The 21,542-nt window shown below is 69.6% G+C and carries 18 protein-coding genes; 8 read left to right on the top strand and 10 right to left on the bottom strand.

Going from position 1 to position 21,542, the window contains the following annotated elements; genetic code table 11:
* Positions 1-38: 38 nt before the first annotated feature.
* Together VK92_RS10900 and VK92_RS10905 are read left to right on the top strand one after the other, a co-directional pair.
* Entirely contained in the window at positions 39-980 is a 942-nt protein-coding gene (locus tag VK92_RS10900) for a helix-turn-helix transcriptional regulator (protein ID WP_048025549.1), read from the top strand.
* A 125-nt stretch (positions 981-1,105) separates the two neighbouring features.
* Positions 1,106-1,804, top strand: coding sequence for a fumarylacetoacetate hydrolase family protein (locus VK92_RS10905; protein ID WP_048025513.1), 699 nt, complete (start codon positions 1,106-1,108; stop codon positions 1,802-1,804).
* 84 nt (positions 1,805-1,888) lie between these two features.
* Here the strand turns inward: VK92_RS10905 and VK92_RS10910 are convergent, their stop codons facing one another.
* From VK92_RS10910 to pdxR, 4 genes are all read right to left on the bottom strand, one after another.
* Positions 1,889-2,428, bottom strand: a complete 540-nt coding sequence (locus VK92_RS10910) for a DUF4303 domain-containing protein (protein ID WP_048025550.1) — start codon at positions 2,426-2,428, stop codon at positions 1,889-1,891.
* Positions 2,429-2,625: 197 nt separating this feature from the next.
* Positions 2,626-3,837, bottom strand: coding sequence for an MFS transporter (locus VK92_RS10915; protein WP_048025551.1), 1,212 nt, complete (start codon positions 3,835-3,837; stop codon positions 2,626-2,628).
* Positions 3,838-4,075: 238 nt separating this feature from the next.
* Positions 4,076-5,650: a trypsin-like peptidase domain-containing protein gene (locus tag VK92_RS10920; protein WP_048025514.1), complete on the bottom strand. Its 1,575-nt coding sequence runs from the start codon at positions 5,648-5,650 to the stop codon at positions 4,076-4,078.
* Positions 5,651-6,060: 410 nt separating this feature from the next.
* Positions 6,061-7,533, bottom strand: coding sequence for a MocR-like pyridoxine biosynthesis transcription factor PdxR (gene pdxR / locus VK92_RS10925; RefSeq protein ID WP_048025515.1), 1,473 nt, complete (start codon positions 7,531-7,533; stop codon positions 6,061-6,063).
* 363 nt (positions 7,534-7,896) lie between these two features.
* On the opposite strand from pdxR, the gene VK92_RS10930 reads away from it, so the two are divergent.
* Positions 7,897-9,099 (top strand): GNAT family N-acetyltransferase, encoded by a 1,203-nt coding sequence (locus VK92_RS10930; RefSeq protein WP_048025516.1) that lies wholly within the window; start codon positions 7,897-7,899, stop codon positions 9,097-9,099.
* A gap of 24 nt (positions 9,100-9,123) precedes the next feature.
* Here VK92_RS10930 and VK92_RS10935 read toward each other — a convergent pair whose 3' ends face one another.
* Both VK92_RS10935 and VK92_RS10940 read right to left on the bottom strand, forming a co-directional pair.
* Positions 9,124-9,603, bottom strand: a complete 480-nt coding sequence (locus VK92_RS10935; protein WP_048025517.1) for a DUF3331 domain-containing protein — start codon at positions 9,601-9,603, stop codon at positions 9,124-9,126.
* A gap of 38 nt (positions 9,604-9,641) precedes the next feature.
* Positions 9,642-10,853 (bottom strand): MFS transporter, encoded by a 1,212-nt coding sequence (locus VK92_RS10940; RefSeq protein ID WP_048025518.1) that lies wholly within the window; start codon positions 10,851-10,853, stop codon positions 9,642-9,644.
* 138 nt (positions 10,854-10,991) lie between these two features.
* Between VK92_RS10940 and VK92_RS10945 the strand changes: the two genes are divergently transcribed.
* The 5 genes from VK92_RS10945 to VK92_RS10965 all read left to right on the top strand — a co-directional run bounded on the left by VK92_RS10945 (position 10,992) and on the right by VK92_RS10965 (position 17,329).
* On the top strand, positions 10,992-11,789 hold the full coding sequence (locus tag VK92_RS10945; protein WP_048025519.1) for a GNAT family N-acetyltransferase: 798 nt from the start codon (positions 10,992-10,994) through the stop codon (positions 11,787-11,789).
* Positions 11,790-12,137: 348 nt separating this feature from the next.
* The gene (locus VK92_RS10950; RefSeq protein ID WP_042978224.1) at positions 12,138-13,202 is read left to right on the top strand and encodes a 2,3-butanediol dehydrogenase; all 1,065 of its coding nucleotides are present in this window, start codon (positions 12,138-12,140) and stop codon (positions 13,200-13,202) included.
* A gap of 440 nt (positions 13,203-13,642) precedes the next feature.
* Complete coding sequence (locus VK92_RS10955; protein ID WP_048025520.1) at positions 13,643-15,580, top strand: sensor histidine kinase; 1,938 nt, start codon at positions 13,643-13,645, stop codon at positions 15,578-15,580.
* Positions 15,581-15,731: 151 nt separating this feature from the next.
* Positions 15,732-16,388, top strand: a complete 657-nt coding sequence (locus VK92_RS10960) for a VC0807 family protein (protein ID WP_021163924.1) — start codon at positions 15,732-15,734, stop codon at positions 16,386-16,388.
* Between the two features lie 74 nt (positions 16,389-16,462).
* A complete protein-coding gene (locus VK92_RS10965) occupies positions 16,463-17,329 on the top strand; it encodes a CPBP family intramembrane glutamic endopeptidase (RefSeq protein ID WP_048025521.1) in 867 nt (288 codons plus the stop codon).
* Positions 17,330-17,349: 20 nt separating this feature from the next.
* Here the strand turns inward: VK92_RS10965 and VK92_RS10970 are convergent, their stop codons facing one another.
* From VK92_RS10970 to paaK, 4 genes are all read right to left on the bottom strand, one after another.
* Complete coding sequence (locus tag VK92_RS10970; protein WP_048025522.1) at positions 17,350-18,330, bottom strand: aldo/keto reductase; 981 nt, start codon at positions 18,328-18,330, stop codon at positions 17,350-17,352.
* Positions 18,331-18,545: 215 nt separating this feature from the next.
* On the bottom strand, positions 18,546-19,217 hold the full coding sequence (locus VK92_RS10975; RefSeq protein WP_048025523.1) for a MarC family protein: 672 nt from the start codon (positions 19,215-19,217) through the stop codon (positions 18,546-18,548).
* A 121-nt stretch (positions 19,218-19,338) separates the two neighbouring features.
* A complete protein-coding gene (locus tag VK92_RS10980) occupies positions 19,339-20,139 on the bottom strand; it encodes an enoyl-CoA hydratase-related protein (RefSeq protein WP_048025524.1) in 801 nt (266 codons plus the stop codon).
* 38 nt (positions 20,140-20,177) lie between these two features.
* Complete coding sequence (gene paaK, locus VK92_RS10985) at positions 20,178-21,500, bottom strand: phenylacetate--CoA ligase PaaK (protein ID WP_048025525.1); 1,323 nt, start codon at positions 21,498-21,500, stop codon at positions 20,178-20,180.
* Positions 21,501-21,542: the final 42 nt, after the last annotated feature.

Consider the following 21,542-nt stretch of genomic DNA (forward strand, 5'->3'; position numbering starts at 1 on the left):
ATCGCGGCTCAACCGCGTCACGACCAGCAGAATCCTTCATGCCCTCCACCGCCCCGCCGCGCCTGTACGGGATGCCCGAACGCAGCGACCGGCTCGACTTCTACATCCGCGACCAGGCGTCGCGCCAGGCGATCACCGAGCCGCACCGGCACGCGTATTTCCAGATCCAGTTCAATCTCGGCGGCGACACCGAGCAGCGGATTGGCGGCGTCACGCGGCCGTTTCCGCGCGGCGCGCTCGCGTTCGTGCTGCCGCACCGCGAGCACCTGATCCCGCATCCGGAAGGCGCGCACTTCATCGTGATCAACTTCAGCCAGGCGTTCCTGCGCGCCGATCTCGACGTCGACCCGCTCGACCTGGAGGACGTGCCCGCCCACCGCTTTCCCGAGCTGACGCCGTTCCGCTTCCAGGAACACCTCGACTTCATCCTGACCGGCGACACCTACGACGAAGCGCGCCGCCTCGCGCTATGCATGCTCGACACCGATCGCGTGCGCACGTTCGGCTCGACCACGTTGCTGCGCGGCTACCTGCTGCAGCTGATCGGGCTCGTCTGCACGCAGTACGCGGGCGCGCTCGACAAGCTCGCGCAGCGCGGCGCCCAGCGCGCCGGCCGGCGCGATGCGCTCGCGCGCGTGCTGCGGCACGTCCGCGCCAACCTCACCCGCGAGGACCTGACGCTCGCCGCGACCGCCGAAGCCGCGTTCCTGTCGCCCAACTACCTCGCGCACCTGGTCCGCAAGGAAACCGGCAGCACCTTCACCGATCTCGTGACGGAGCGCCGGATCGCGCTCGCGCAGTCGCTGCTGGCTCACACGAGCCGGCGCATCGCGGACATCGCCCGCTCGGTCGGCTTCCGCGACGAAGGGTATTTCGCGCGGCGCTTCCGCGCGCGGGTCGGCGTGTCGCCGAAGGCGTACCGCGACGCGAACGCCGCGCTGCCGGACGGCGAGGACACGCCGGCAGCACCCGACGCGTAGTTTTGTCCCGGTAAAACGCAGTTGCGTCGCATCCGGCCGCACGGGCGTCAGGTATCGTTGCACGCATGCCGGCCCGTGCGCCGCACGGGCGCGGCATCCGTCTTCCCACCGAACGAGGCCATCCGATGTCCGCCTATGTCATCGACGCTGCCGAGCGTCCTTCCGTCGAAGTCGACCAGTCGTCCGCGCGCTTTCCGGTGCGCCGCGTCTTCTGCGTCGGCCGCAACTACGCCGACCACGCGCGCGAAATGGGCGCCGATCCCGACCGCGAACCGCCGTTCTTCTTCACGAAGCCGGGCGACGCGATCGTCCCGGCCAGCGGCACCGTCCCCTATCCGCCGCTGACGAACGACCTCCATCACGAAATCGAGCTGGTCGTCGCGATCGGCAAGGACGGGCGGTCGATCGACCCGGCCGACGCGCTGTCGCATGTATGGGGCTACGGCGTCGGCGTCGACCTCACGCGCCGCGACCTGCAGGCCGAAGCGAAGAAACTGAGCCGTCCGTGGGACTGGGCGAAAGGCTTCGACGCGTCGGGCCCCGTGACCGCGTTGCGCGCGGCCTCGGCCACCGGTCATCCGGCCAAGGGCCGCATCTGGCTCGCGGTCAACGGCGACACGCGCCAGCAAGGAGACCTGGCCGACATGATCTGGGCCGTGCCCGATGTCATCGCGTACGTGTCGCGCTCGGTCGAGTTGAAGGCCGGCGATTTGATCTTCACGGGCACGCCGGCCGGCGTCGGCGCGCTGCAACCCGGTGACCGCGTGACGGGCGGCGTCGACGGCGTCGCGACGTTCGAGTTCGTGGTGGGCGCGAAGCCGTAAGCCATAAGCCGTAAGCCGTAAGCCGTACCGCAGCAAGCACGGCGGCCGCCCGCGCGGGGCCGCCGTGCGATATCCCGATTTGGGTCAGTCGTAGCGGCGCAGGAATGCGTCGGCGACGGCCGGCGGATTCAGCGCTTTCGCCGATTCGTTTTCCAGCGCTTCGGCCGCGTTGTCGTCGCTGATCGACACGAACAGCGTGATCGCCGCCCGTTCTTCGCCGGTGCCGAACAGGCCCTCGCGGTCGAGCAGGCGCAACGCACCGATCATGTCGGCGTGCAGTTGCCGCGAAAATTCCGGGAATCTCGACCGGACAAACTGCGGGCTCAGCACGTCGTCGGCGAGCTTGCCGCAGATCGCATTGAACGGCGACGCTTCCGCCGCCGCATACGCCCATTCCGAAAAGCCCCACGCATACCACGGGTCGTCGTCCGCGACGGCCTGCTGCTCGCGAACCCGGCGCAGCCCCTCGACCGAATTGGCTGCCGGCACCACCGTCATCGCGCCGCTGTCGGTATAGAGCGCGAACGCGTAGAAATGCTCGTCCGGGTGCAGCGCCCGCAGCGCCCTGAATGTCGCTCTCGCGGCGTCGGCAATGTCTCGCTGGAAATCAGAAAAGTCGCTCATCGTTCCCTCGTCCAATCGACCTTCGCGCGGCGGAGCATGCTCGGCGCGCGGCGGGTTCGTCGTCTCCCGATATGCGATCGATTGTCCGCCCATCGCCCGCGGGACGGTAGCGGTACCCGCACCCATGTCCGCACCGATACCCGCGCCCATGCCCGCACCGATGCCCGATTCTGCGCGGCGATACCGCGTACTCGCGTTCACCGCCCTGCGTCCCGTGCGTCGAACACCCGCACGCAGACGGCCGCCGCCAGCGCGATCGCGGCCGACAGCAGCATCATCGCCAGCGGCGCATAACCCGCGTTGCCGGGCGTCAGTACCGCCCCCGTCAACGATGAAAGCGCGGCGCCGCCGGCGATCGTCATCGCACCGGCCAGCCCCGACGCGCTCCCGGCCAGCGCCGGGCGCACCGACACCGCGCCGGCATGGGCACCGGGATTCGTCAGCCCGTTGCCGATGCCGACCAGCACGCACGGCCCGAACCACGCGATCGCATGCGTCGCGCCGCCGAACATCGACGCGAGGCCGATCAACGGTCCCGCGCATGCAACGATCCGCCCGCACAGGATCGTCGTGGCCAGCGCGAAGCGGCGCGCGTAACGCGCGGCCAGGAAGCTGCCGCACACGAAGCCGGCCGTGATGGTCCCCATGTAGAAGCCGATTTCCGCGGGCGGGATGCCGAACACCGTTTGCGCGGCCAGCGGCGCGCCGGCCAGGAACGCGTAGAACGAGCCGGTCGAAAACGCCATGCACAGCGCGTAGGCCCAGAAACGGCGCGCGCGCAGCAGCGCCGGATACGCGCGCAGCTGCTGCCCGAGACTCGACGACCGGTTCGCGTGGGTTTCGACGAAATCGAACCCGCACCAGACGAACAGCGCAATGCCCGCCGCGCCGAGCAGCCAGAAGCTCGCGCGCCAGCCCGCCGTCTGGTCGAGCGCGCCGCCGAGCGTCGGGCCGAGCATCGGTGCGAACGCGGCCGCCATCGCCGCATAGCCGATCCGGCTCGCCGCGTGCGCACCGCCGCCGGTATCCCGGATCGTCGCCATCGACACCGGATAGACCGACGTGATCGCCGCCTGCATCAGCCGGCATGCCAGAAACACCCGGATATCGGTCGCCATCGCACAGCCGAGCGAGCCGAGCGCGAAGATGCCGACGCCCGCCAGCACGACCGGCCGCCGCCCGAACCGGTCCGACAGCGGCCCCATCACGCACTCCAGCGACGCGGCCACCGCCGCGTAACCGCCGAGCGAAAGCGCGACGAGCGCGTAGTCGGCGCGCAGGTCTCGTGCGATTGCCGGCAGCGACGGCAGGAACAGGCTCAGCGGCAGCACCGAGCACGCGCACAGCAGGATCAGCGTCGCGTGCCTCGGCGACGCGCGTTCGGAAGCGATCGGCAGGTTCGGTTGCAAGCGGATGTCCTCCGCGCACGTGCCGCACGGCCGTGCGCAATGCAAAAAAAAAGCCCCCGAACGAGTCGGGGGCGCAGGAATGCCGGCGCGGTGCCGCTACCGGACCCTGCGCCTGTGTACGACTACGATGAAGGTTGCTGCTTTCATGCCGGATGGCTCCTGGTTGCCGGGCTGGCCTGGTGCGATGTCGGACGATACCGGACGATGGTAGGCGGACGATACCGGCCGCGTCAACGCCCTAACGCGCCCGCACCGACACGAACTTCCGCGCGTTGTTGCGCTGGATCAGCACCGCGATCACGCTGCCGCCGTTCGCTTCGAGCGACTGCACGTCGTCCGGCGTCTCGAGCAGCGTGTCGTTGAGCTCCAGCACGACGTCGCCCGGCTGGATGCCCGCGTGGGCTGCCGGGCCGTGCACCGCGTCCACCATCATCCCGACCGCGAGCCCGGTCGAGCGGCGCTCGTCGTCGCTCAGCGCGTGCATCGTCAGCCCGAGGCGGTCGCCGCCGTCGCCCGCGCCCGCACTCGCTCCCGCCCCCGGCCCCGGTCGTGCGGCCACCTTCGGCGCGGCCATGCCGACGGTCGTGCCCGCGTTGCCGGCGGCCTCGTCGGCGCCCGTGATCGTCAGCCTCACCGGCGCGCGATTGCGGATCACGCGCAGCGGCGTCTTCTGGCCGGGCGGCAGCGCGGCGGCCAGGTCGTTCAGCTCGGCCGAACGGCCGATCGACTTGTCGCCCAGCTTGACGATCACGTCGCCGGGCCTCACGCCGGCCGCGGCCGCCGGCGAGCCGGGCGCCACGCCGTTGACGAGCGCGCCCGCCGGACGCGGCAGCCCGAACGCCGCGGCCAGCCCGATGCCGACATCCTGCACGTCGACGCCAAGCGCGTTGCCGGACGACGGCTCGCCCGGCTCCTGAGACTGCTGCGCCTGCATCTGCTTCTGCAGTTGCGCACGCACCTTTGCGGCAAACGCGATCGGAATCGCGAACGTCATGCTCGCGTAGCGGTCGGTGCCCGTATACACCTGCACCGCGATGCCGATCACGTCGCCCGCGCGATTGAATACGGGGCCGCCCGAGTTGTCGGGGTTCGGGGCGATGTCGGTTTCGAAGAACGGAAACGCGCTGCCGTCCGGCAGCCGGTGCGACGTCGCGCTGACGATGCCGGCCGTGACCGTGTTGCCCGATCCGTCCGGCGCGCCGATCGTCATCACCGGTTCGCCCGCGCGTACCTTCGCCGAATCGCCGATGCGCACGAACGGCAGTTTCGTCGCGGTAACGCGCAGCACGGCGACGTCGCTTTGCGGATCGACGGCCAGCACGGTCGCCTTGAATTCGCGGCGGTCCGTGAGCCGCACGGTCACGTCGGTCGCATCGTCGACCACGTGCGCGGAGGTGAGGATCAGGCCGTCGGCGCTGACGATGAAACCCGAGCCGCTGCCCGATACCGCACGCGGCGCCGTGTCGGGCGCCGGCGTCTGCGGGCCCTGCGCGGGAGGCGGCGCGCCGCGCCGGAAGAATGCGGCGAGCGGATCGTCGGGATCGAGGATCGTGAACGACTGGACACCGGCCTGCTGGTCGGGTGCGGCGGACGTGACGGTCACGACCGCCGGGCCGTAGCGGTCGACGATCGCCGGAAAATCGACCGGCATCGCATAAGGCGTCGCACCCGGCCTTTGCTTCGTCGCGGGTGGCGTGGCGGATGGCGACAGGGTTCCGGAAACGGCGGCCGGCGAAGGCAGCAAACAGCCGGCAAACACGCCCCCGATCAACGCGGTGCGAAGCACGGCGCGAGCAAGCGTCTGGCGAACCACGGTGCACCTCCCCCGGGCGTCGCGGCGCCGACATGCGCGAGACGCGCAGGCGCCTGACAAGCACCGGTACACGCATCCATTTATAGTCCACGCGGCCTGTTCGAACATACGAATCGAAACCCGTATGCCGGGCGGCACGGCAGGCGCGGAGCCGCGACGGCGTTCGTTTCGAACAAAGTGTGCGGTTCGTCAATCCGCACAAGTCCGATTGTCGTGCGCGGCGGTGAGCGGTGTGTGCTGGTACGCGGAGCCGAACCCGGCGGCTGCATATCCGGTCGATGTACGAAGAACAGCCCGCTGACAGCGGTGAACTTGCTGCTGCCGACCGCCGAGAAGCGGTATCGAGTCAAAGGTTGGCGGCTTCCTTCACCGGATCGCCGCGCCGCCGGCTCAGGCAACGCGTACGCACGTCACGCCCCGCCCACCCGCTCCGCGATCGCCGACAGCATCCGCAACATCGGCTCGAACGCGTCGGCCGACGTATTGCCGAAACCGAGCACCAGCCCGTTGCCTGCCGATGCCGCATCGATCGAAAAGCCCGACAGCGGGAACGGCCCGATGCCGTGGGCGCGCGCCGCGTCGACGATCGCGCGATCGCGGTAGCGCGCAGGCAGCCGCAGCGCAAGATGCAGCCCGCACGGGCCGCCCTCGATCTGGTGCGGCACCCTCAGGCTGCCGTCGAGCGCGGCGAGCAGCAACCGCCGCCGGTCGCGGTACAGCCGGCGCATGCGGCCGAGATGGCGGCCGTACTCGCCCGTCTCGATGAAATCCGCCAGCGCGAGCTGCACGTGACGCGTGCCGCCGCGCAGCATCTCCGGCAGCACCGGCCGCACCGCGGCCAGCAGCGCGTCGGGCAGCACGAGAAAACCGATGCGCAGCGCCGGAAACATCGTCTTGCTGAACGAGCCGAGATAGACGACGGGCGAATCGTCCGCGAGCCCGTGCATCGCGCCGATCGGCTCGCCGGTGTGACGGAATTCGCTGTCGTAGTCGTCCTCGATGATCCACGCGCGATGCCGGCGCGCGGCATCGATCAGCGCGAGCCGGCGCGAGATCGACAGCACGGCGCCGGTCGGGAACTGGTTCGACGGCGTCGTATAGACGAGGCGCGGCGTCCGCTCGCGCCAGTCGTCCGCTTCGACGCGCAGCCCTTCCGCGTCGACCGGCATCGGCACGACGTCGAGATCGGCCGCCTGCATCGCGGTGCGCGCGCCGCGATAGCCGGGCTCCTCGACCCACACCGTATCGCCCGGGTTCGTCAGCAGCTGCGCGCACAACGAGATCGCACCCTGTGCGCCCTCCGTGATCACGATCTGCTCGGGATCGCAGCGCACGCCGCGCGTCACGGCCAGGTGGCGCGCGATCGATTCGCGCAGCGCGCGCTCGCCGAGCGGATCGCCATAACCGAGCAGGTCGCGGCCGCTGCGGCGCAGCGCACGGTCGATCGCGTGGCGCCACGCGTCCACCGGGAAATGCGTCAGCGCGGGCACGCCCGGCCGGAAACCCTCCGTTTCGCCGGTGCCGATGCGGCTCGGGCGAATGCGGCCGAGCCGCTGCGCGACGGCCGGCGGCGCGGCACGCCGGCGCGGCGGCGCCGGCCGCGACAACCCGACGACACGCGTGCCGCGCCGGTCGGACTGCAGGAAGCCTTCGGCGACGAGTTGCTCGTAGACGGCAGCCGTCGTGTTGCGCGACACGCCGAGCGTCTCGGCCAGCGCACGCGTGCCGGGCAGCCGCGTGCCGGCCGGCATCGCACCGCCGAGAATCGCGTCGCGCACGCGGCGCAGCAACTGGCGCTGCAGCGAAGGCGCGCCGGGCGTGCGCGCCAGCGGCGCGTCGAGCGGCAGCAACGGTGCGTCGCAGGAAGGCAGGATTGTCGTCATCGGAACATCTCAGCGTGAAAATGTCGGAACGTGGCGGACGGCTAGTTGCGGACGGCCGGTTGCTGACGGCCAGCGGCACACGGCACACGGCACACGGCGCACGGCGCATGGCGCATGGCGCATGGCGCATGGCTCTTGGCTCTTGGCTCTTGGCTCTCGGCTCGTGGCTCTTGGCTCGTGGCTCTTGGCTCTTGGCTCTTGGCTCGTGGCTCGTGGCTCGTGGCTCGTGGCTCGTGGCTCACGGCGCATGGCTCGTGGCACCATAAATTTGCCAATCCCTGGCGCTTCTCATGGTACCTCGCCGCGACTACGATCGTCTGCATGCCGGCATGTCGCCGGCCGCCAACCGAAGCGAGATCGACCTTGTCCACGCTCACCAACGATTTCCAGCAATCCATCGGCCACCCCGTCCCCGACTGGTCCGCGCGCCCGCGCCCGGAGCGCATCGTGCTCAAAGGCCGCTACTGCCGGCTCGAACCGCTCGACGCCGAGCGCCACGCGGCCGACCTGTACGCCGCCTACGCCCAGGCGCCGGACGGCAGCGACTGGACCTATCTCGCACACGGCCCGTACACCGACGAGTCGAGCTACCGTGACTACGCGCGCGGCGCGCAGGCGAGCGCGGATCCGCTGCACTACACGGTGATCGACCGTTCCACGGGCCGCGCGGTCGGCACGCTCGCGCTGATGCGCATCGATCCGGCCAACGGCGTGATCGAGGTCGGCTCCGTCACGTTCTCGCCGCTGCTCAAGCGCACGCCCGTCTCGACCGAAGCGCAGTTCCTGCTGATGAAGTACGCGTTCGACACGCTCGGCTACCGGCGCTACGAATGGAAATGCGACGACCTGAACGTGCCGTCGCGCAAGGCCGCCGCACGGCTCGGCTTCCGCTACGAAGGCACGTTCCGGCAGGCGATCATCTACCGCGGCCGCAATCGCGACACCGCGTGGTTCTCGATCATCGACGGCGAATGGCCGGATGTCCGCGCCGCGTTCGACGCGTGGCTCGCACCGGAAAACTTCGACGCGCAGGGCAAGCAGCGCCAGTCGCTCACCGCGATCCGCCACGCGCAGGCGCGCGCGCGCGATGCGGCCGGCCGCGCGCACGACGCGACGCGCGTCACGGTGCGCCCGCTCGTCGCCGCCGACGAAGCCGCGTGGCGCCCGCTGTGGCAGGGTTATCAGAAGTTTTACGACACCGCGCTGAGCGACGCGGTGTTCGCGACGACGTGGGCCCGCCTGATGGATCCTGCCGAGCCGATGTTCGTGCTCGGCGCATTCGACGCATCGGGGGCGCTGGTCGGGATCGTGCATTCGATCTACCACCGCTCGTGCTGGACCGAAGGGCCGTACTGCTACCTGCAGGACCTGTACACCGCGCCTGACGCACGCGGGCAAGGCGCAGGCGGTGCGCTGATCGAAGCCGTGTACGACCATGCCCGCGAAGCCGGCGCGAGCCGCGTGTACTGGCTCACGCACGAAACCAACACGACCGCGCGCGCGCTGTACGACAAGCTCGCGAACAACGCCGGGTTCATCCAGTACCGGCACGACGTGAAGAAATGACGGGATGCCCCGGCCGGCCGGCGTTCAGCCGCGAACGTCGGCCGGCGCGTATGCGTCGTCACCCTCCGCCGTGACGCCACACGCCGCGCCGGTTGCACTGGGCACCGACGCCGGGCAGATCATCTCGTCGCCATTGGCCGGCACGGGCCGTCGCACCGGCCGGAACACCGGCTCGCCCGGCTCGATCGGCTGCCCCGAGATCGCGCAACGGCCCGGCTGCAGCGCGACGCGCAAGCGCCAGCGCTGTTCGCCGTAATGGCAACGGCCGCTCTCGACCCAGCGAACCAGCAACGCGTCGTCGCCGGCCTCCAGCACCGTGACGAACAGTTGCGGGCGCAACGGCGAGACGGCCGCCGCGGCATGCTCGGGAGCAGGCGCTCCGCCGGGCGTCACGAGCGGATGCGCGGCGCCGCCGCGCGGCGGCATCGCATCGTGTTCGACCCGTGCCGGCGCATCGCACGGCACGTCTTCTTCGCAAATCAGGCTTTCCATGGTGTTGAGCATGCTTGACGGATTTCCGTGCAGGTTGAACGGCGCCGCGCTCAGCGCCGGCCCATCGGTTCGCGCAGCAGCGACAGGCCGATCGCCGCGCCGGTGACGGCGGCCGCGAGCATCAGTCCGATGCCGCCCGACCAGCCGAATGCACCGACGATCGCACCGATCGACAGCGGCCCGATCACCTGGCCGAGATAGTTGCCCTGCACGACCCAGCCAATGCTCAGCGGCGCCAGCGACGGCGTCGGCGCGGAGCCCGGCGCGCACGCGAGGATCGTCGCCGGCAGCATCCCCGCGATCGCCGAGAACGCGAAACCCAGCGCGACCGCGAGCGGTGCCGGTGTGGCCGCGCTGAAGAGCCCCGCGCCCGCCGCGCCGATCGCGACCGACGTCGCAGCCATGACGATCCCCGGCCGTGCGCCGCGAGACAGCAACCAGCCGGCCGTCAGGTTGCCGATCACGCACGCGGCGACGATCGCCGCGCTGATCAGCCCCGCCGCGCCGACCGCGACGCCGAGGCGCTGCATCAGGAAAACCGGCAGGAACGTCATCGCCGCGAAGAACTGCACGTTGTAGGTGGCGAAACCCAGCGCGAGCAGCGTGGTCGACCGCGACGCGAGCACGTCGCGCAGCGCGGGCCCGATGCGCGGCGCCGCGGCCTGCCGGGCCGGCGTTTCGGCGGACGTCGTGACGGGCACCGCGGCGGCCGCGGCGAGCGTCAGCGCCGAGGCCGCGAGCCAGCCGTTGCGCCAGCCGCCGAGCAGCGGCCCGACCAGCATCGACAGCGCCATGCCGGCCGGCATGAACGTGCTCCACAGCCCGAACGCGAGATTGCGCCGCTCGGGCGGCGTCACGCGATTCAGCACCGCCGGCGCGGCGACCACCACGATCACGAACCCGAGCCCCTCCGCGAAGCGCGTGGCGAGCAGCAACGCGAAACTGCCGGCCGACGCGCCGGCGACACTCGACAGGCCGAGGATCACCAGGCCCGCGATCAGCATCCGCCGGTCGCCCCAGCGCCGTACCAGCAGCCCGGCCGCGATGCCGCCGAACACGCCGACGAACGGAAACACCGACATGATCCCGCTCAGCGAAGCGAGCGAGCCGCCGAACTCGTGCTGCAGCGACGGCAACGCGATCGTCGCCTTGCCGACGTGCAACGCGGACACGATGCTCGCCAGCACGACGTTCGCGACGGCGGCCCGGTAGCTGCGCGGCGGCAGCGTCGCGGCCTCGGCCGCGACAGGCGATTCGGTCATCTCCACCTCCGTTGGAGCGGCCGCGTGCAACGGGGTGCGTCACGCGTCCGCGATCGGACTGGCGCACATGATACAAATTGAAGTTAACTTCAAGTAAAGGGGTATCGCGCGCAACGATCCGTTTCGCCGATCGCGGCAATGGGCCCGCGCGGCGGCGAGCGGCCGCCTGATTTAAGCTGTCGGCTTCGCCCCGACCACGTTGCGCCCGCATGCCGACCGCCTCTCCCGCTTCCGCTCGCCGCAGCCTGGTCGACCTTCCCCCGCCGCAAGGCCGCCGTGCGCATCTTCGTCGCCGGCTACTGCGCCGCACGCGACCGGCGCGATGCGCCGCTGCACGACAGCCCGGACGGCCAGGTCGTGCGGTTCGACGCCGGCATGGGGCGGCCTTTCGAGCACTTCGTGATCGAGGGCGCGCCCGCGTATGGCGACGGCCCGTTCACCGTCGGCGCATGGATCACGCGCTTCGGCGCCGCGCCGCTGCCGCCCGCGCTGGAAGGCAGGACACGCCGGTTGTCGGACGAGCATTTCATGGCCGCCGATATCGGCACGCTGTCCGGCGACGATGCACTCGCGCAGGCGCTCGGTTGCCACACGCCGCGCGACGTCGAAACGTTCAATGCGGACGCCCCGTTCCCGCCATTCCAGCCGAATCCGGCCGCGTTCCTGTTCGCGCACCGCCTGGACGGGCAGATCGCCGCCACCGCGCGCTACGGTTTTGCGTCGGCGCACGATATCGTCGTCGACCGCGTCGCGACGGCAGATGCGTACCGCCGCCGGGGTCTCGCGATGCAGGTGCTCGCCGCGATCGTCGCGCACGCGCGGCAACGTGGCGCGCGGCGCGTGTGGCTCGTGTCGACCGAGGCCGGCCTGCCGCTGTACCGCGCCGCCGGATTCACGCGGCTCGCATCGGTCGCGGTCGACGAAATCGCCGCCTGACCGCGCGTCGAACGGCGCCGTCCATCGCCGCGCGTCTCGCGATTCGTCTCATTGCACTGAGACGAACGTCCCAGCGTCTCACCGGCGTGCCGTGCAGCGATTGCAGCAAAATTCGTGCATTTCCCCCGTCGAATCGTTTTCTGTCAACGGAACAGGCGAATGGTGCATTGCATCACGCACGTTCCGTTGAATCGCCACCCGGCGTACCCGCTCGAGCTGGCCCCGTTCCTGCATACCGGTCGATCGCGCAATCGCGCAACGGGCGCACCGGCAGCCATGCCGCGTGCCCGACGACAACCTGACGGAGACAGCAACGTGAGTACACCGGCATCGACCACCGCCCCCAGCATGAAAGCCGCCGTCTGGCATGGCCGCCACGACATCCGCGTCGAACAGGTTCCCGTTCCGGCGCGCCCGCCGGCCGGCTGGGTCACGATTCGCGTGCACTGGTGCGGGATCTGCGGCTCCGACCTGCACGAATACGTCGCCGGCCCCGTCTTCATCCCGGTCGACGCGCCGCATCCGCTGACGGGCCTGAAGGGCCAGTGCATCCTCGGCCACGAGTTCAGCGGCGAGATCGCCGAGCTCGGCGCGGGCGTGACGGGCTTCGCGGTCGGCGACCGCGTGACGGCCGACGCATGCCAGCATTGCGGCACCTGCTGGTATTGCCGGCACGGGCTGTACAACATCTGCGAGAACCTCGCGTTCACCGGGCTGATGAACAACGGCGCGTTCGCCGAATACGTGAACGTGCCGGCCGAGTTGCTGTACAAGCTGCCCGACGGTTTCCCGACCGAGGCCGGCGCGCTGATCGAGCCGCTCGCAGTCGGGCTGCATGCGGTCAAGAAGGCCGGCAACATCGTCGGGCAGACCGTCGTCGTGGTCGGCGCGGGCACGATCGGCCTGTGCACGATCATGTGCGCGAAGGCCGCGGGCGCCGGGCGCGTGATCGCGCTGGAGATGTCGGCCGCGCGCAAGCAGAAGGCGCTCGAGGTCGGCGCGAGCGTCGTCATCGATCCGAAGACGTCCGACGCGATCGCCGAAGTCAAGGCGCTGACTGACGGCTACGGCGCCGACGTGTCGTTCGAGTGCATCGGGCACACGGCCACGGCGAAACTCGCGATCGACGTGATCCGCAAGGCCGGCAAGTCGGTGATGGTCGGCATCTTCGAGGAGCCGGCACCGTTCAACTTCTTCGACATCGTGTCGACCGAAAAGGAAGTGATCGGCTCGCTCGCGTACAACGGCGAGTTCGCGGACGTGATCCGCTTCATCGCGGACGGCCGCATCGACGTACAGCCGCTCATCACCGGGCGCATCGCGCTCGGCGACATCGTCTCGCACGGCTTCGAGGAACTGGTCAATCACAAGGACCGTAACGTGAAGATCATCGTTCGGCCCGCCGTCGCCTGACCGCTCGCGCGGCCGCGGCACCGATTCGCGCCGCGGCACGCCTGCTGCCGCATCGTCCTGAAGCGTCGCCCGTACACGGGCGGCGCACCTGCCTTCCGTTCCCGTCCAGCTCCCTCCTTGCCGCCGTCGTCCTAAGCGGACCTGATGCCGCACCTCACGACAGACGCGCGGATCAAAAATATTCGTTATCCAAATCATCTGCCGTAACGCGCCAAGGGTTCGATACGCGATCAGGGTTTCTCCGGATCAAGCGCGATTCGCCCGATGTCGACAGGGCATTGACGCAAGGCGATCCTGTGCAACGCGAGATCCGGCCTCCCGGCCGGGATCGTGGCGGCCCCGTGAAGGCGGCCGCGCCCCCCACAAAACCTTACGGCGTCACGGCGCCGACAGGCCGAGAATACGGGCCCACCCGGGATAGCTTGCAAACATGGTGTGTCATGAATCGTTCATTCTCGTTTAGCCGGGAACACGCATATAACATTCGATCGCTGACGATCCTGCAGAAGACGCATATCGGCTTCGCGCTCGTCACCACGCTGCTGGCCTTGCTCTGCGGCACGATCATCTGGGGGAGTTTCCGGCAATACCGGCAGGAAAACGCCGACCTGCAGAGCTTCGAATTCGTCCGCGGCGCGATGAGCGCCGCCAACGTGATCTCGGCCGAACGCGGCCCGACGAACGACCTGCTGGTACGCCTGCAGGACGACGGCGCCGCCGAGATCCGCAACCTGCTCGCCGCGCGCGCGCGTTCCGACAACGCGCTCGAACGTTTTCGCGCCGGCATCGCGCAGGCGGCCGTGCTCGACGACCGCGAACGCGGCAACCTGCTGCATGCACTCGACTCCGTCCGGATGATGCTTGCCGACGCGCGTGCCGAAGTCGACGCGCTCGACGCGCGGCCGCTCGCGTCACGCACCGTTCACGATATCCAGCACGCGCAGGCGCGCCTGTTCCGGATCGTCGACACGCTGTCGCTGCTGATCGACGGCGCGATGAGCGACACGGCGATGCGCGACCCGCGCACGTCCGGTGCGATCCTGCTCGCGCGGCTCCTCGGCGATCTCCGGGAATACGCGGGGCGCACGGGTTCGCTGCTGATCGCGCCGATGTTCGCGCGGCAGGCGCTCGATCGCGCGCAGTTCGCGGACATCATGCGGATGCGCGGCCGCATCGAGCAGTTGCGCGCGCTGATCGACGGCGCGATCGGCACGCAGCTCGACGACCCCGACGTCGCACGCGAATATGCACAGCTCAACGCGGCCTTCGACGCGCGCATCCTGCCGCTCGTCGACGCGACCATCGCCGGCGGCCGGGACGGCGCGTATGCCATGAGCGCCGCCGATTTTTCCCGCGCGATCGTGCCGCATTTCCGGCCGAGCGAGCTGCTGCGCGACCGCGTGATCGACCTTGCCCGGCATCGCGCGATCGGCGACCGGAACGCCGCGCGGGTCAGGGTCGGGGTGTCGGCGTTCGCCACGACGCTGTGCATCGCGATCCTGGCCTCGCTCGCGCGCGGCATGCAGCGGCTGCTGTCGAAGCCGCTCGATGTACTCGGCCGCCGGATCGTCGCGCTCAGCGAAGGCGATACGTCGCACGTCGCGATGCCGCGCGGCGTCGGACCCGAGATCGCGCGAATCCACGCGTCGCTGGAAACGTTGCGCAACGCGACCGTCCGCCGCGACATGCTCGAGCGCCAGCGCAACGACATGCTCACGCTGTTTTCGCACGACATGCGCGCCCCGCTGACATCGCTGATCATCCTGATCGACACGCAGGCGCAGCGGGCAGCCGACGCGCAGATGAAGCAGCAGTTCGCGAGAATCGCCAGGCTGGCGCGGCACACGCTGGCGATGGCCGACGGCTTCGCGCAGCTGTCGCGTGCGGAGGCGAGCGAATACGAACGCGTGCCGGTCAACCTCGCCGACCTGATGAACGAGGCACGCGATGCGGTGTGGCCGCTCGCGCACCGGAAATCCATGTCGATCGACGACGTGCCGCGGCGCGACGACACGATCGTGCGGGGCGACCCGGCGCTGCTGTCGCGCGCGCTGATCAACCTGCTGGACAACGCCATCAAGTACAGCGCGCCGCTGACGAGCGTCGAATGCAAGGTCGAGCCGGGTGCCGACGGCAAGACCGTGCGCTGCACGATCCGCGACAGCGGGTGCGGAATCAGCAGCGGGGACCAGACGCGGCTGTTCGAGCGCTACCGGCGCTTTCGCACCGCCGGCCAGCCGGAAACCAGCGGCGTCGGGCTCGGCATGGCGTTCGTCAAGGCCGTCGTCGAACGGCACGGAGGCCACATCCACGTGCACAGCGTCGTGCTGCAGGGCACCACCATCACGATCACGCTGCCGGCCGCGGCGGCGCCATGACGACGGTGCCGCCGCGGCCGGCGGAAAGCGGCCGAAGCCGTGCCGCAGCCCCGCGCGATTCTTCGATATACTGGACCGAACCCTTTTCGGGGCAACCGGTGGCCACCACACCCATTGCGCGTTCGCCCCAACCTGCGTGGAATTGCTCACCGTGAAACCGCGAGCCGGATTGATTCTCGAACTCTTCGTCAACCTGGTGCTGCCCTGGGTTGCCTACCGGGCCGCGCAGCCGTATTTCGGCGAAACCGGCGCGCTGTACGCGTCGGCGGTCCCGCCGGTCATCTGGTCGATCGTCGAATTCATCCGCTCGCGCCGCGTCGATGCGGTGGCGGCCATCGTGCTGCTCGGCATCGCGCTGTCGATCATCGGGATGGCGTTCGGCGGCAGCGCGCGCACGCTGCTGATGCGCGAATCGCTCGCGTCGGGCACGATCGGCGTCGTGTTCCTCCTGTCGCTGTTCCGCGAACGCCCGCTGATCTTCTATCTCGCCCGCGCCACCATCGCCCGCGAAATGGATGGCGGTGCCGCGCATTTCGAAGCGGTCTGGAACGCGCAGCCGGGTCTGCGGCAGATGCTCCGGCGCATGACCTTCGTCTGGGGCGGGTTCATGACGCTGGAAATGCTGCTGCGCTGCTGGATGGTCATGACCTGGCCGGTCGAACGCGTGCTGGTCGTGTCGCCGATCATCGGCTATACCGTGTTCGGCTGTCTGCTGACGTGGACGTTCTGGTACCGGCGGCGGATGCGCGTGCGCAACAGCGTGCACATCCCGGGCCGCGACGGCGTCACCGAAACCGCCGGCCGCTGACGGCTCCCGGCCAGCATGACCGGAAGGCTGCTGTATGATGCGCGGCGTCTCGTCCGACGAATGCCGCTCCTGTCATGTCCCTCTCGCTCCTTCCATCCGCCACGATCTGGCTCGCCCTGTTCGCGGCCGCCGCGTTTGCGTGGCATCGCCCGCAGCACGGGCTGAGCGTCGGCCTTGCCGCGCTCGGTTATGCGTGCGCGCTGGCGTTCGGCAAGCTCGCGCCGCTCGCGCTGGCGCCGCTCGCGTTGCTGGCCGCGGCCGCCTGGGGCGTGATGCCCGGGCGCCCGCGCGCGGTGCGCATCGCCGCGCACGCCGTCTTCGCCGCACTCGCGATCGCGCTCAGCCTGCACCTGCTTCCCGGCTTCCACAATCCCCTCGTGATCGCCCCGACGCGCTTCACGCCGGATGCCGTCCCGTTCACGATGTACCTGAACCTCGACAAGCCGCTCGTCGGCCTGTGGCTGGTGTGGGTGCTGCCGTGGGTCGCCCCCGACGTCCCGCTGTCGCGCGCGCTGCGCACCGGCGCGGTGGCGGCCGTCGCCACGGCGGCCGCGTGCCTGGCCGGCGCGCTCGCGTTCGGCATGGTCGGCTGGGCGCCCAAGTGGCCGGCGTCGGGCTGGCTGTGGCTCGTCAATAACCTGCTGCTCGTGACGCTCGCCGAGGAAGCGCTGTTCCGCGGTTACGTGCAGGGCGGGCTGACGCGCGCGTTCGGTGCGTTCGCGTGGGGGCCGTGGGCCGCGCTGGCGATCGGCGCGGTGCTGTTCGGCGCCGCGCATGCGGCCGGCGGCTGGTCATGGATCGTGCTCGGCACGGTGGCCGGCGTCGGCTACGGCCTCGCATGGCGGCGCGGCGGACTGCTCGCGTCCGCGCTCGCGCATGCGGGGCTCAACGTCATCCACTTCGGACTGTTCACCTACCCGATGCTCGCCACCGCGCGCTGACGGCCGCGCGGCACCGCCGCTCAGTTGAACCCGGCGATCGCGTGCGGCACGTACGGGCGTTCGAGCGTGGCGATCTCGTCGTCGGTCAGTTTCAGTTCGAGCGCGGCCAGTGCGTCGTCCAGTTGCCGCGGCTTCGAAATACCGACGATCGGCGCGGTGACCCCGGCCTTCTGCGCGACCCACGCGAGTGCCACCTGCGCACGCGGCACGTTCCGTGCGGCCGCGATCGTCGCAACGGCGTCGACGACCGCCCTGTCCGACTCCGCCGTCGCGTCGTAAAGCCGCTGGCCGACCTCGTCGCTCTGCTGCCGCTCGGTCGACTCGTCCCAGTTGCGCGTCAGGCGGCCGCGCGCGAGCGGACTCCATGGAATCACCGCGATCCCCTCGTCCGCGCACAGCGGCAGCATTTCGCGCTCTTCTTCCCGATACAGCAGGTTCAGGTGGTTCTGCATGCTGGCGAAGCGGGTCCAGCCGTGCTGCTTCGACGTATGCAGCGCCTTCGCGAACTGCCACGCGAACATCGACGACGCGCCGATATAACGCGCCTTGCCGGCCTTCACGACGTCGTGCAGCGCCTCGAGCGTCTCCTCGATCGGCGTGCCGTAATCCCAGCGGTGAATCTGGTAGAGATCGACGTAATCGGTGCCGAGCCGCTTCAGGCTCTGGTCGATGTCGGTCATGATCGCCTTGCGCGACAACCCCGCGCCGTTCGGCCCCGGCCGCATCCGGTAGAACACCTTGGTCGCGATCACGATCTCGTCGCGTTTCGCGAAATCGCGCAGTGCGCGGCCGACGATCTCCTCCGACGTGCCGTCCGAATAGATGTTCGCGGTATCGAAGAAGTTGATGCCGGCTTCGACCGCCCGCTGGATGATCGGGCGGCTCTCCGCTTCCGGCAGCGTCCACGGGTGCGAGCCGCGTGACGGTTCGCCGAACGTCATGCAACCCAGCACCAGTCTGGACACTTCCAGCCCTGTCGATCCGAATTTCACGTATTCCATTGCACGCCTCGCGATTGAAGTTGAGCTGACGGCCGGATGCGCGCCGCGCATCCGCCGGACCGTCGCATGGTATCCCGGGCGGCAAAAAGACGTGCGGCGTCGCCGCGTCGGACGAAGGGGCGTTCGCCGGCGTGAGGGCGTGCGAGGGCGTGCGAGGGCGTGCGAGGGCGTGCGAGGCGCCGGCTTCGCGGGACGTGCGCTGCGGCGCGGGCCGCTTACTTGGCCTGATCGGCGATCGGCTGCAGGAACGCGGAAAAGCCGGTCAGCATGATCTGCACGCCGATGCACAGCAGCAGGAACGCCGACACGCGCTTCGCGACCTTGGTGCCTTCGCTGCCGAGGTAGCGCGACAGCAGCGCGGAGCGGCTGTAGACCTGCCAGATCACAACCGCGACCAGCACGGACACGGCGATCGACACGATGCTCGACAGCATGAACTCCGACAGCTTGTGCGTGCGGTTCGCGTTCAGCGCGATCGCGGTCGCGATCGAGCCCGGGCCGACCGTCAGCGGCACGGTCAGCGGGAAGAACGCGCGCGTCATGATCGCGTTCGCGTCGATCGGCTTGACCGGCGTGTCGCCGCCGCCCGGCCCGTCGGGTTCGTTCAGCATCTGCCAGCCGGCCACGGCAACCGCGAAGCCGCCGCCGATCCGCAGCGCTTCCATCGAAATCCCGAAGAAATGCAGCACCGGCGTGCCGGCGAAAAACGCGACCAGCATCACGATGAACGAGTTGAACGCGACCTTCCGGGCGAGCAGGTCCCGCTCGTGTTCGGTGAGCGCCTCGGTCCGTTCGAGAAACAGGAACGCGATGCCGATCGGGTTGATGATGCCGATCAGGCCGGTGAAGCCGAACAGGATCTCGGAGATAAGGCGGTTGACGATCATCGGATGAAGAATCGGTCGGGGCTGGGCCGGCGGGGCGCCGGGGGTCACGCATTGTAGAGCAAGCGCCCGCGGCGCAAAATGCGGGCTCGCCCGTTGCGCCGCCGATCGTCTCCGCTTGCGCTTATTCGGCGCCCGCCTCCCATGCCGGCGGCCGCTTCGCGAAAAACGCGGCGAAGCCTTCCTTCGCTTCCGGCGTCGCCCGCACGCGGGAGATCGTCTGCGCGGTGAACGCCGCGCGCTCGTCGGACGACGGATACTCGCCGATCGTGTCGAAGAAGCGCTTGATCTCCATCAGCGCGTTCGGGCCGTTCCGGCCGAGTTCGGCGAGCGTCCGGTCGAGTGCTTCGTCGAGCGAATCGAGCGGCACGGCCTGGTGGATCAGGCCGATCGCGACCGCCTCGCCGGCGGCGAGCTGCGTCGCGGTGAGCGCGAGCCGCCGCGCCTGGCGCTGGCCGACCGCCTCGACCAGATACGGCCCGATTACGGCCGGCAGGATCCCGAAGCGTGCCTCGCTGACCGAGAAGCGCGCGTGATCGCTCGCAATCACGATGTCGCACGCCGCGCACAGGCCGACGCCGCCGCCGAACGCGTGACCTTGCACGCGCGCCACCGTCGGCTTCGGGCATTGCCGGATCGCGCGCATCATCGCGGCGAACCGCTCCGCATCGCGCAGGTTCGCGGCCGCGTCGTTCGCGCTCGCGCGCTGCATCCACTGCAGGTCGGCGCCCGCGCAGAACGCGCGGCCGTCCGAACGCAGCACGATCGCGCGCACGTCGTCGCGCGAGCCGAGCGTGGTGAACGCGGCGGTCAGTTCGGCGATCATCGTTTCGTCGAACGCGTTGAGCACGTCGCCGCGCTGCAACGCGACGGTTGCGATGCCGCGCGCATCGACCGTGACGGCCAGGGTCTTCAATCCATCCATCGAACAGGTTTCCTCGGGTAGAACGGCAAACATCGGAATTACGCGGCCTGGCGGCGGTCGATCACGCGCCGGGCCTTGCCGGTCGCGGTCGCGGGAATGCCGCCGGCCGCCAGCACCGTCACGCCGGACGACACGCCGACCATCGTCTTGATCCGGTGCTGCAGCTCGCGAGCGAGCGCCGCGCGATCGCTTTCGGTGACGGACGCGGCCGCTTCGGAGCGCAGTTCGACCGCGAGGTCGAGCCGGTCCATGTGACCGTCGCGCGACAGCGTGATCTGGAACTGGCCCGACAGCTGCGGCAGCGCGACGACGATCTCCTCGATCTGGCTCGGGAACACGTTCACGCCGCGCACGATCAGCATGTCGTCGGAGCGGCCGGTGATCTTCGCGAGACGGCGCATCGCGCGCGCGGTGGGCGGCAGCAGCGCGGTGAGGTCGCGCGTGCGGTAGCGGATCACCGGCATCGCTTCCTTCGTCAGCGACGTGAACACGAGCTCGCCCTGGCTGCCGTCGGGCAGCACTTCGCCCGTGACGGGATCGATGATCTCCGGATAGAAATGGTCTTCCCAGATCACCGGGCCGTCCTTCGTCTCGACGCATTCGCACGCGACGCCCGGCCCCATCACTTCCGACAGCCCGTAGATGTCCAGCGCGTCGATGCCCACACGCGTCTCCACTTCCTCGCGCAGTGCCTGCGTCCACGGCTCGGCACCGAAGATGCCGATCTTCAGCGACGACTCGGCCGGGTCCATCCCCTGCCGCACCATCTCGTCGATCAGGTTCAGCATGTACGACGGCGTGACGAGGATGATCTTCGGCTCGAAATCGCGGATCAGTTGCACCTGCTTCTCGGTCTGCCCGCCCGACATCGGCACGACCATGCAGCCGAGCCGCTCCGCGCCGTAGTGAATCCCGAGGCCGCCCGTGAAGAGGCCATACCCGAACGCGTTGTGCAGCGTGTCGCCCGGGCGGCCGCCGGCCGCGCGGATCGAGCGCGCGGTCACGTTCGCCCAGGTATCGATGTCGCGCGCGGTGTAGCCGACCACCGTCGGCTTGCCCGTCGTGCCGCTCGACGCGTGCACGCGCACGACCTGCTCGCGCGGCACCGCGAACAGCCCGAACGGATAGTTGTCGCGCAAATCGTTCTTGGTCGAGAACGGGAACTTCGCGAGATCGGCGAGCGACTTCAGGTCGTCCGGATGCACGCCCGCCGCGTCGAACGTGCGGCGATAGTGCGGGACGTTGTCGTACGCGTGGCGCAGCGACCACTTCATGCGCTCGAGCTGCAGTGCCTGCAGTTCGTCGCGGCTGGCGGTCTCGATCGGCTCGAGGGCGGCGACGGGATGCGTCGGGTGGGTCATCGGGGTGCTCCTCCAATGGAGTGATGTCGTTATCGTGTTCGA

The organism is Burkholderia sp. LK4 (assembly GCF_001043615.1).
Lineage (GTDB): Bacteria > Pseudomonadota > Gammaproteobacteria > Burkholderiales > Burkholderiaceae > Burkholderia > Burkholderia cepacia.

Bases quoted from the DNA above. Each gene is read 5' to 3' on its own strand.
- VK92_RS10900 (WP_048025549.1), top strand. From the start codon at position 39: ATGCCCTCCACCGCCCCGCCGCGCCTGTACGGGATGCCCGAACGCAGC.
- VK92_RS10905 (WP_048025513.1), top strand. From the start codon at position 1,106: ATGTCCGCCTATGTCATCGACGCTGCCGAGCGTCCTTCCGTCGAAGTC.
- VK92_RS10910 (WP_048025550.1), bottom strand. From the start codon at position 2,428: ATGAGCGACTTTTCTGATTTCCAGCGAGACATTGCCGACGCCGCGAGA.
- pdxR (WP_048025515.1), bottom strand. From the start codon at position 7,533: ATGACGACAATCCTGCCTTCCTGCGACGCACCGTTGCTGCCGCTCGAC.
- VK92_RS10935 (WP_048025517.1), bottom strand. From the start codon at position 9,603: ATGCTCAACACCATGGAAAGCCTGATTTGCGAAGAAGACGTGCCGTGC.
- VK92_RS10940 (WP_048025518.1), bottom strand. From the start codon at position 10,853: ATGACCGAATCGCCTGTCGCGGCCGAGGCCGCGACGCTGCCGCCGCGC.
- VK92_RS10945 (WP_048025519.1), top strand. From the start codon at position 10,992: ATGGGCCCGCGCGGCGGCGAGCGGCCGCCTGATTTAAGCTGTCGGCTT.
- VK92_RS10950 (WP_042978224.1), top strand. From the start codon at position 12,138: ATGAAAGCCGCCGTCTGGCATGGCCGCCACGACATCCGCGTCGAACAG.
- VK92_RS10955 (WP_048025520.1), top strand. From the start codon at position 13,643: ATGAATCGTTCATTCTCGTTTAGCCGGGAACACGCATATAACATTCGA.
- VK92_RS10965 (WP_048025521.1), top strand. From the start codon at position 16,463: ATGTCCCTCTCGCTCCTTCCATCCGCCACGATCTGGCTCGCCCTGTTC.
- VK92_RS10970 (WP_048025522.1), bottom strand. From the start codon at position 18,330: ATGGAATACGTGAAATTCGGATCGACAGGGCTGGAAGTGTCCAGACTG.
- VK92_RS10975 (WP_048025523.1), bottom strand. From the start codon at position 19,217: ATGATCGTCAACCGCCTTATCTCCGAGATCCTGTTCGGCTTCACCGGC.
- VK92_RS10980 (WP_048025524.1), bottom strand. From the start codon at position 20,139: ATGGATGGATTGAAGACCCTGGCCGTCACGGTCGATGCGCGCGGCATC.
- paaK (WP_048025525.1), bottom strand. From the start codon at position 21,500: ATGACCCACCCGACGCATCCCGTCGCCGCCCTCGAGCCGATCGAGACC.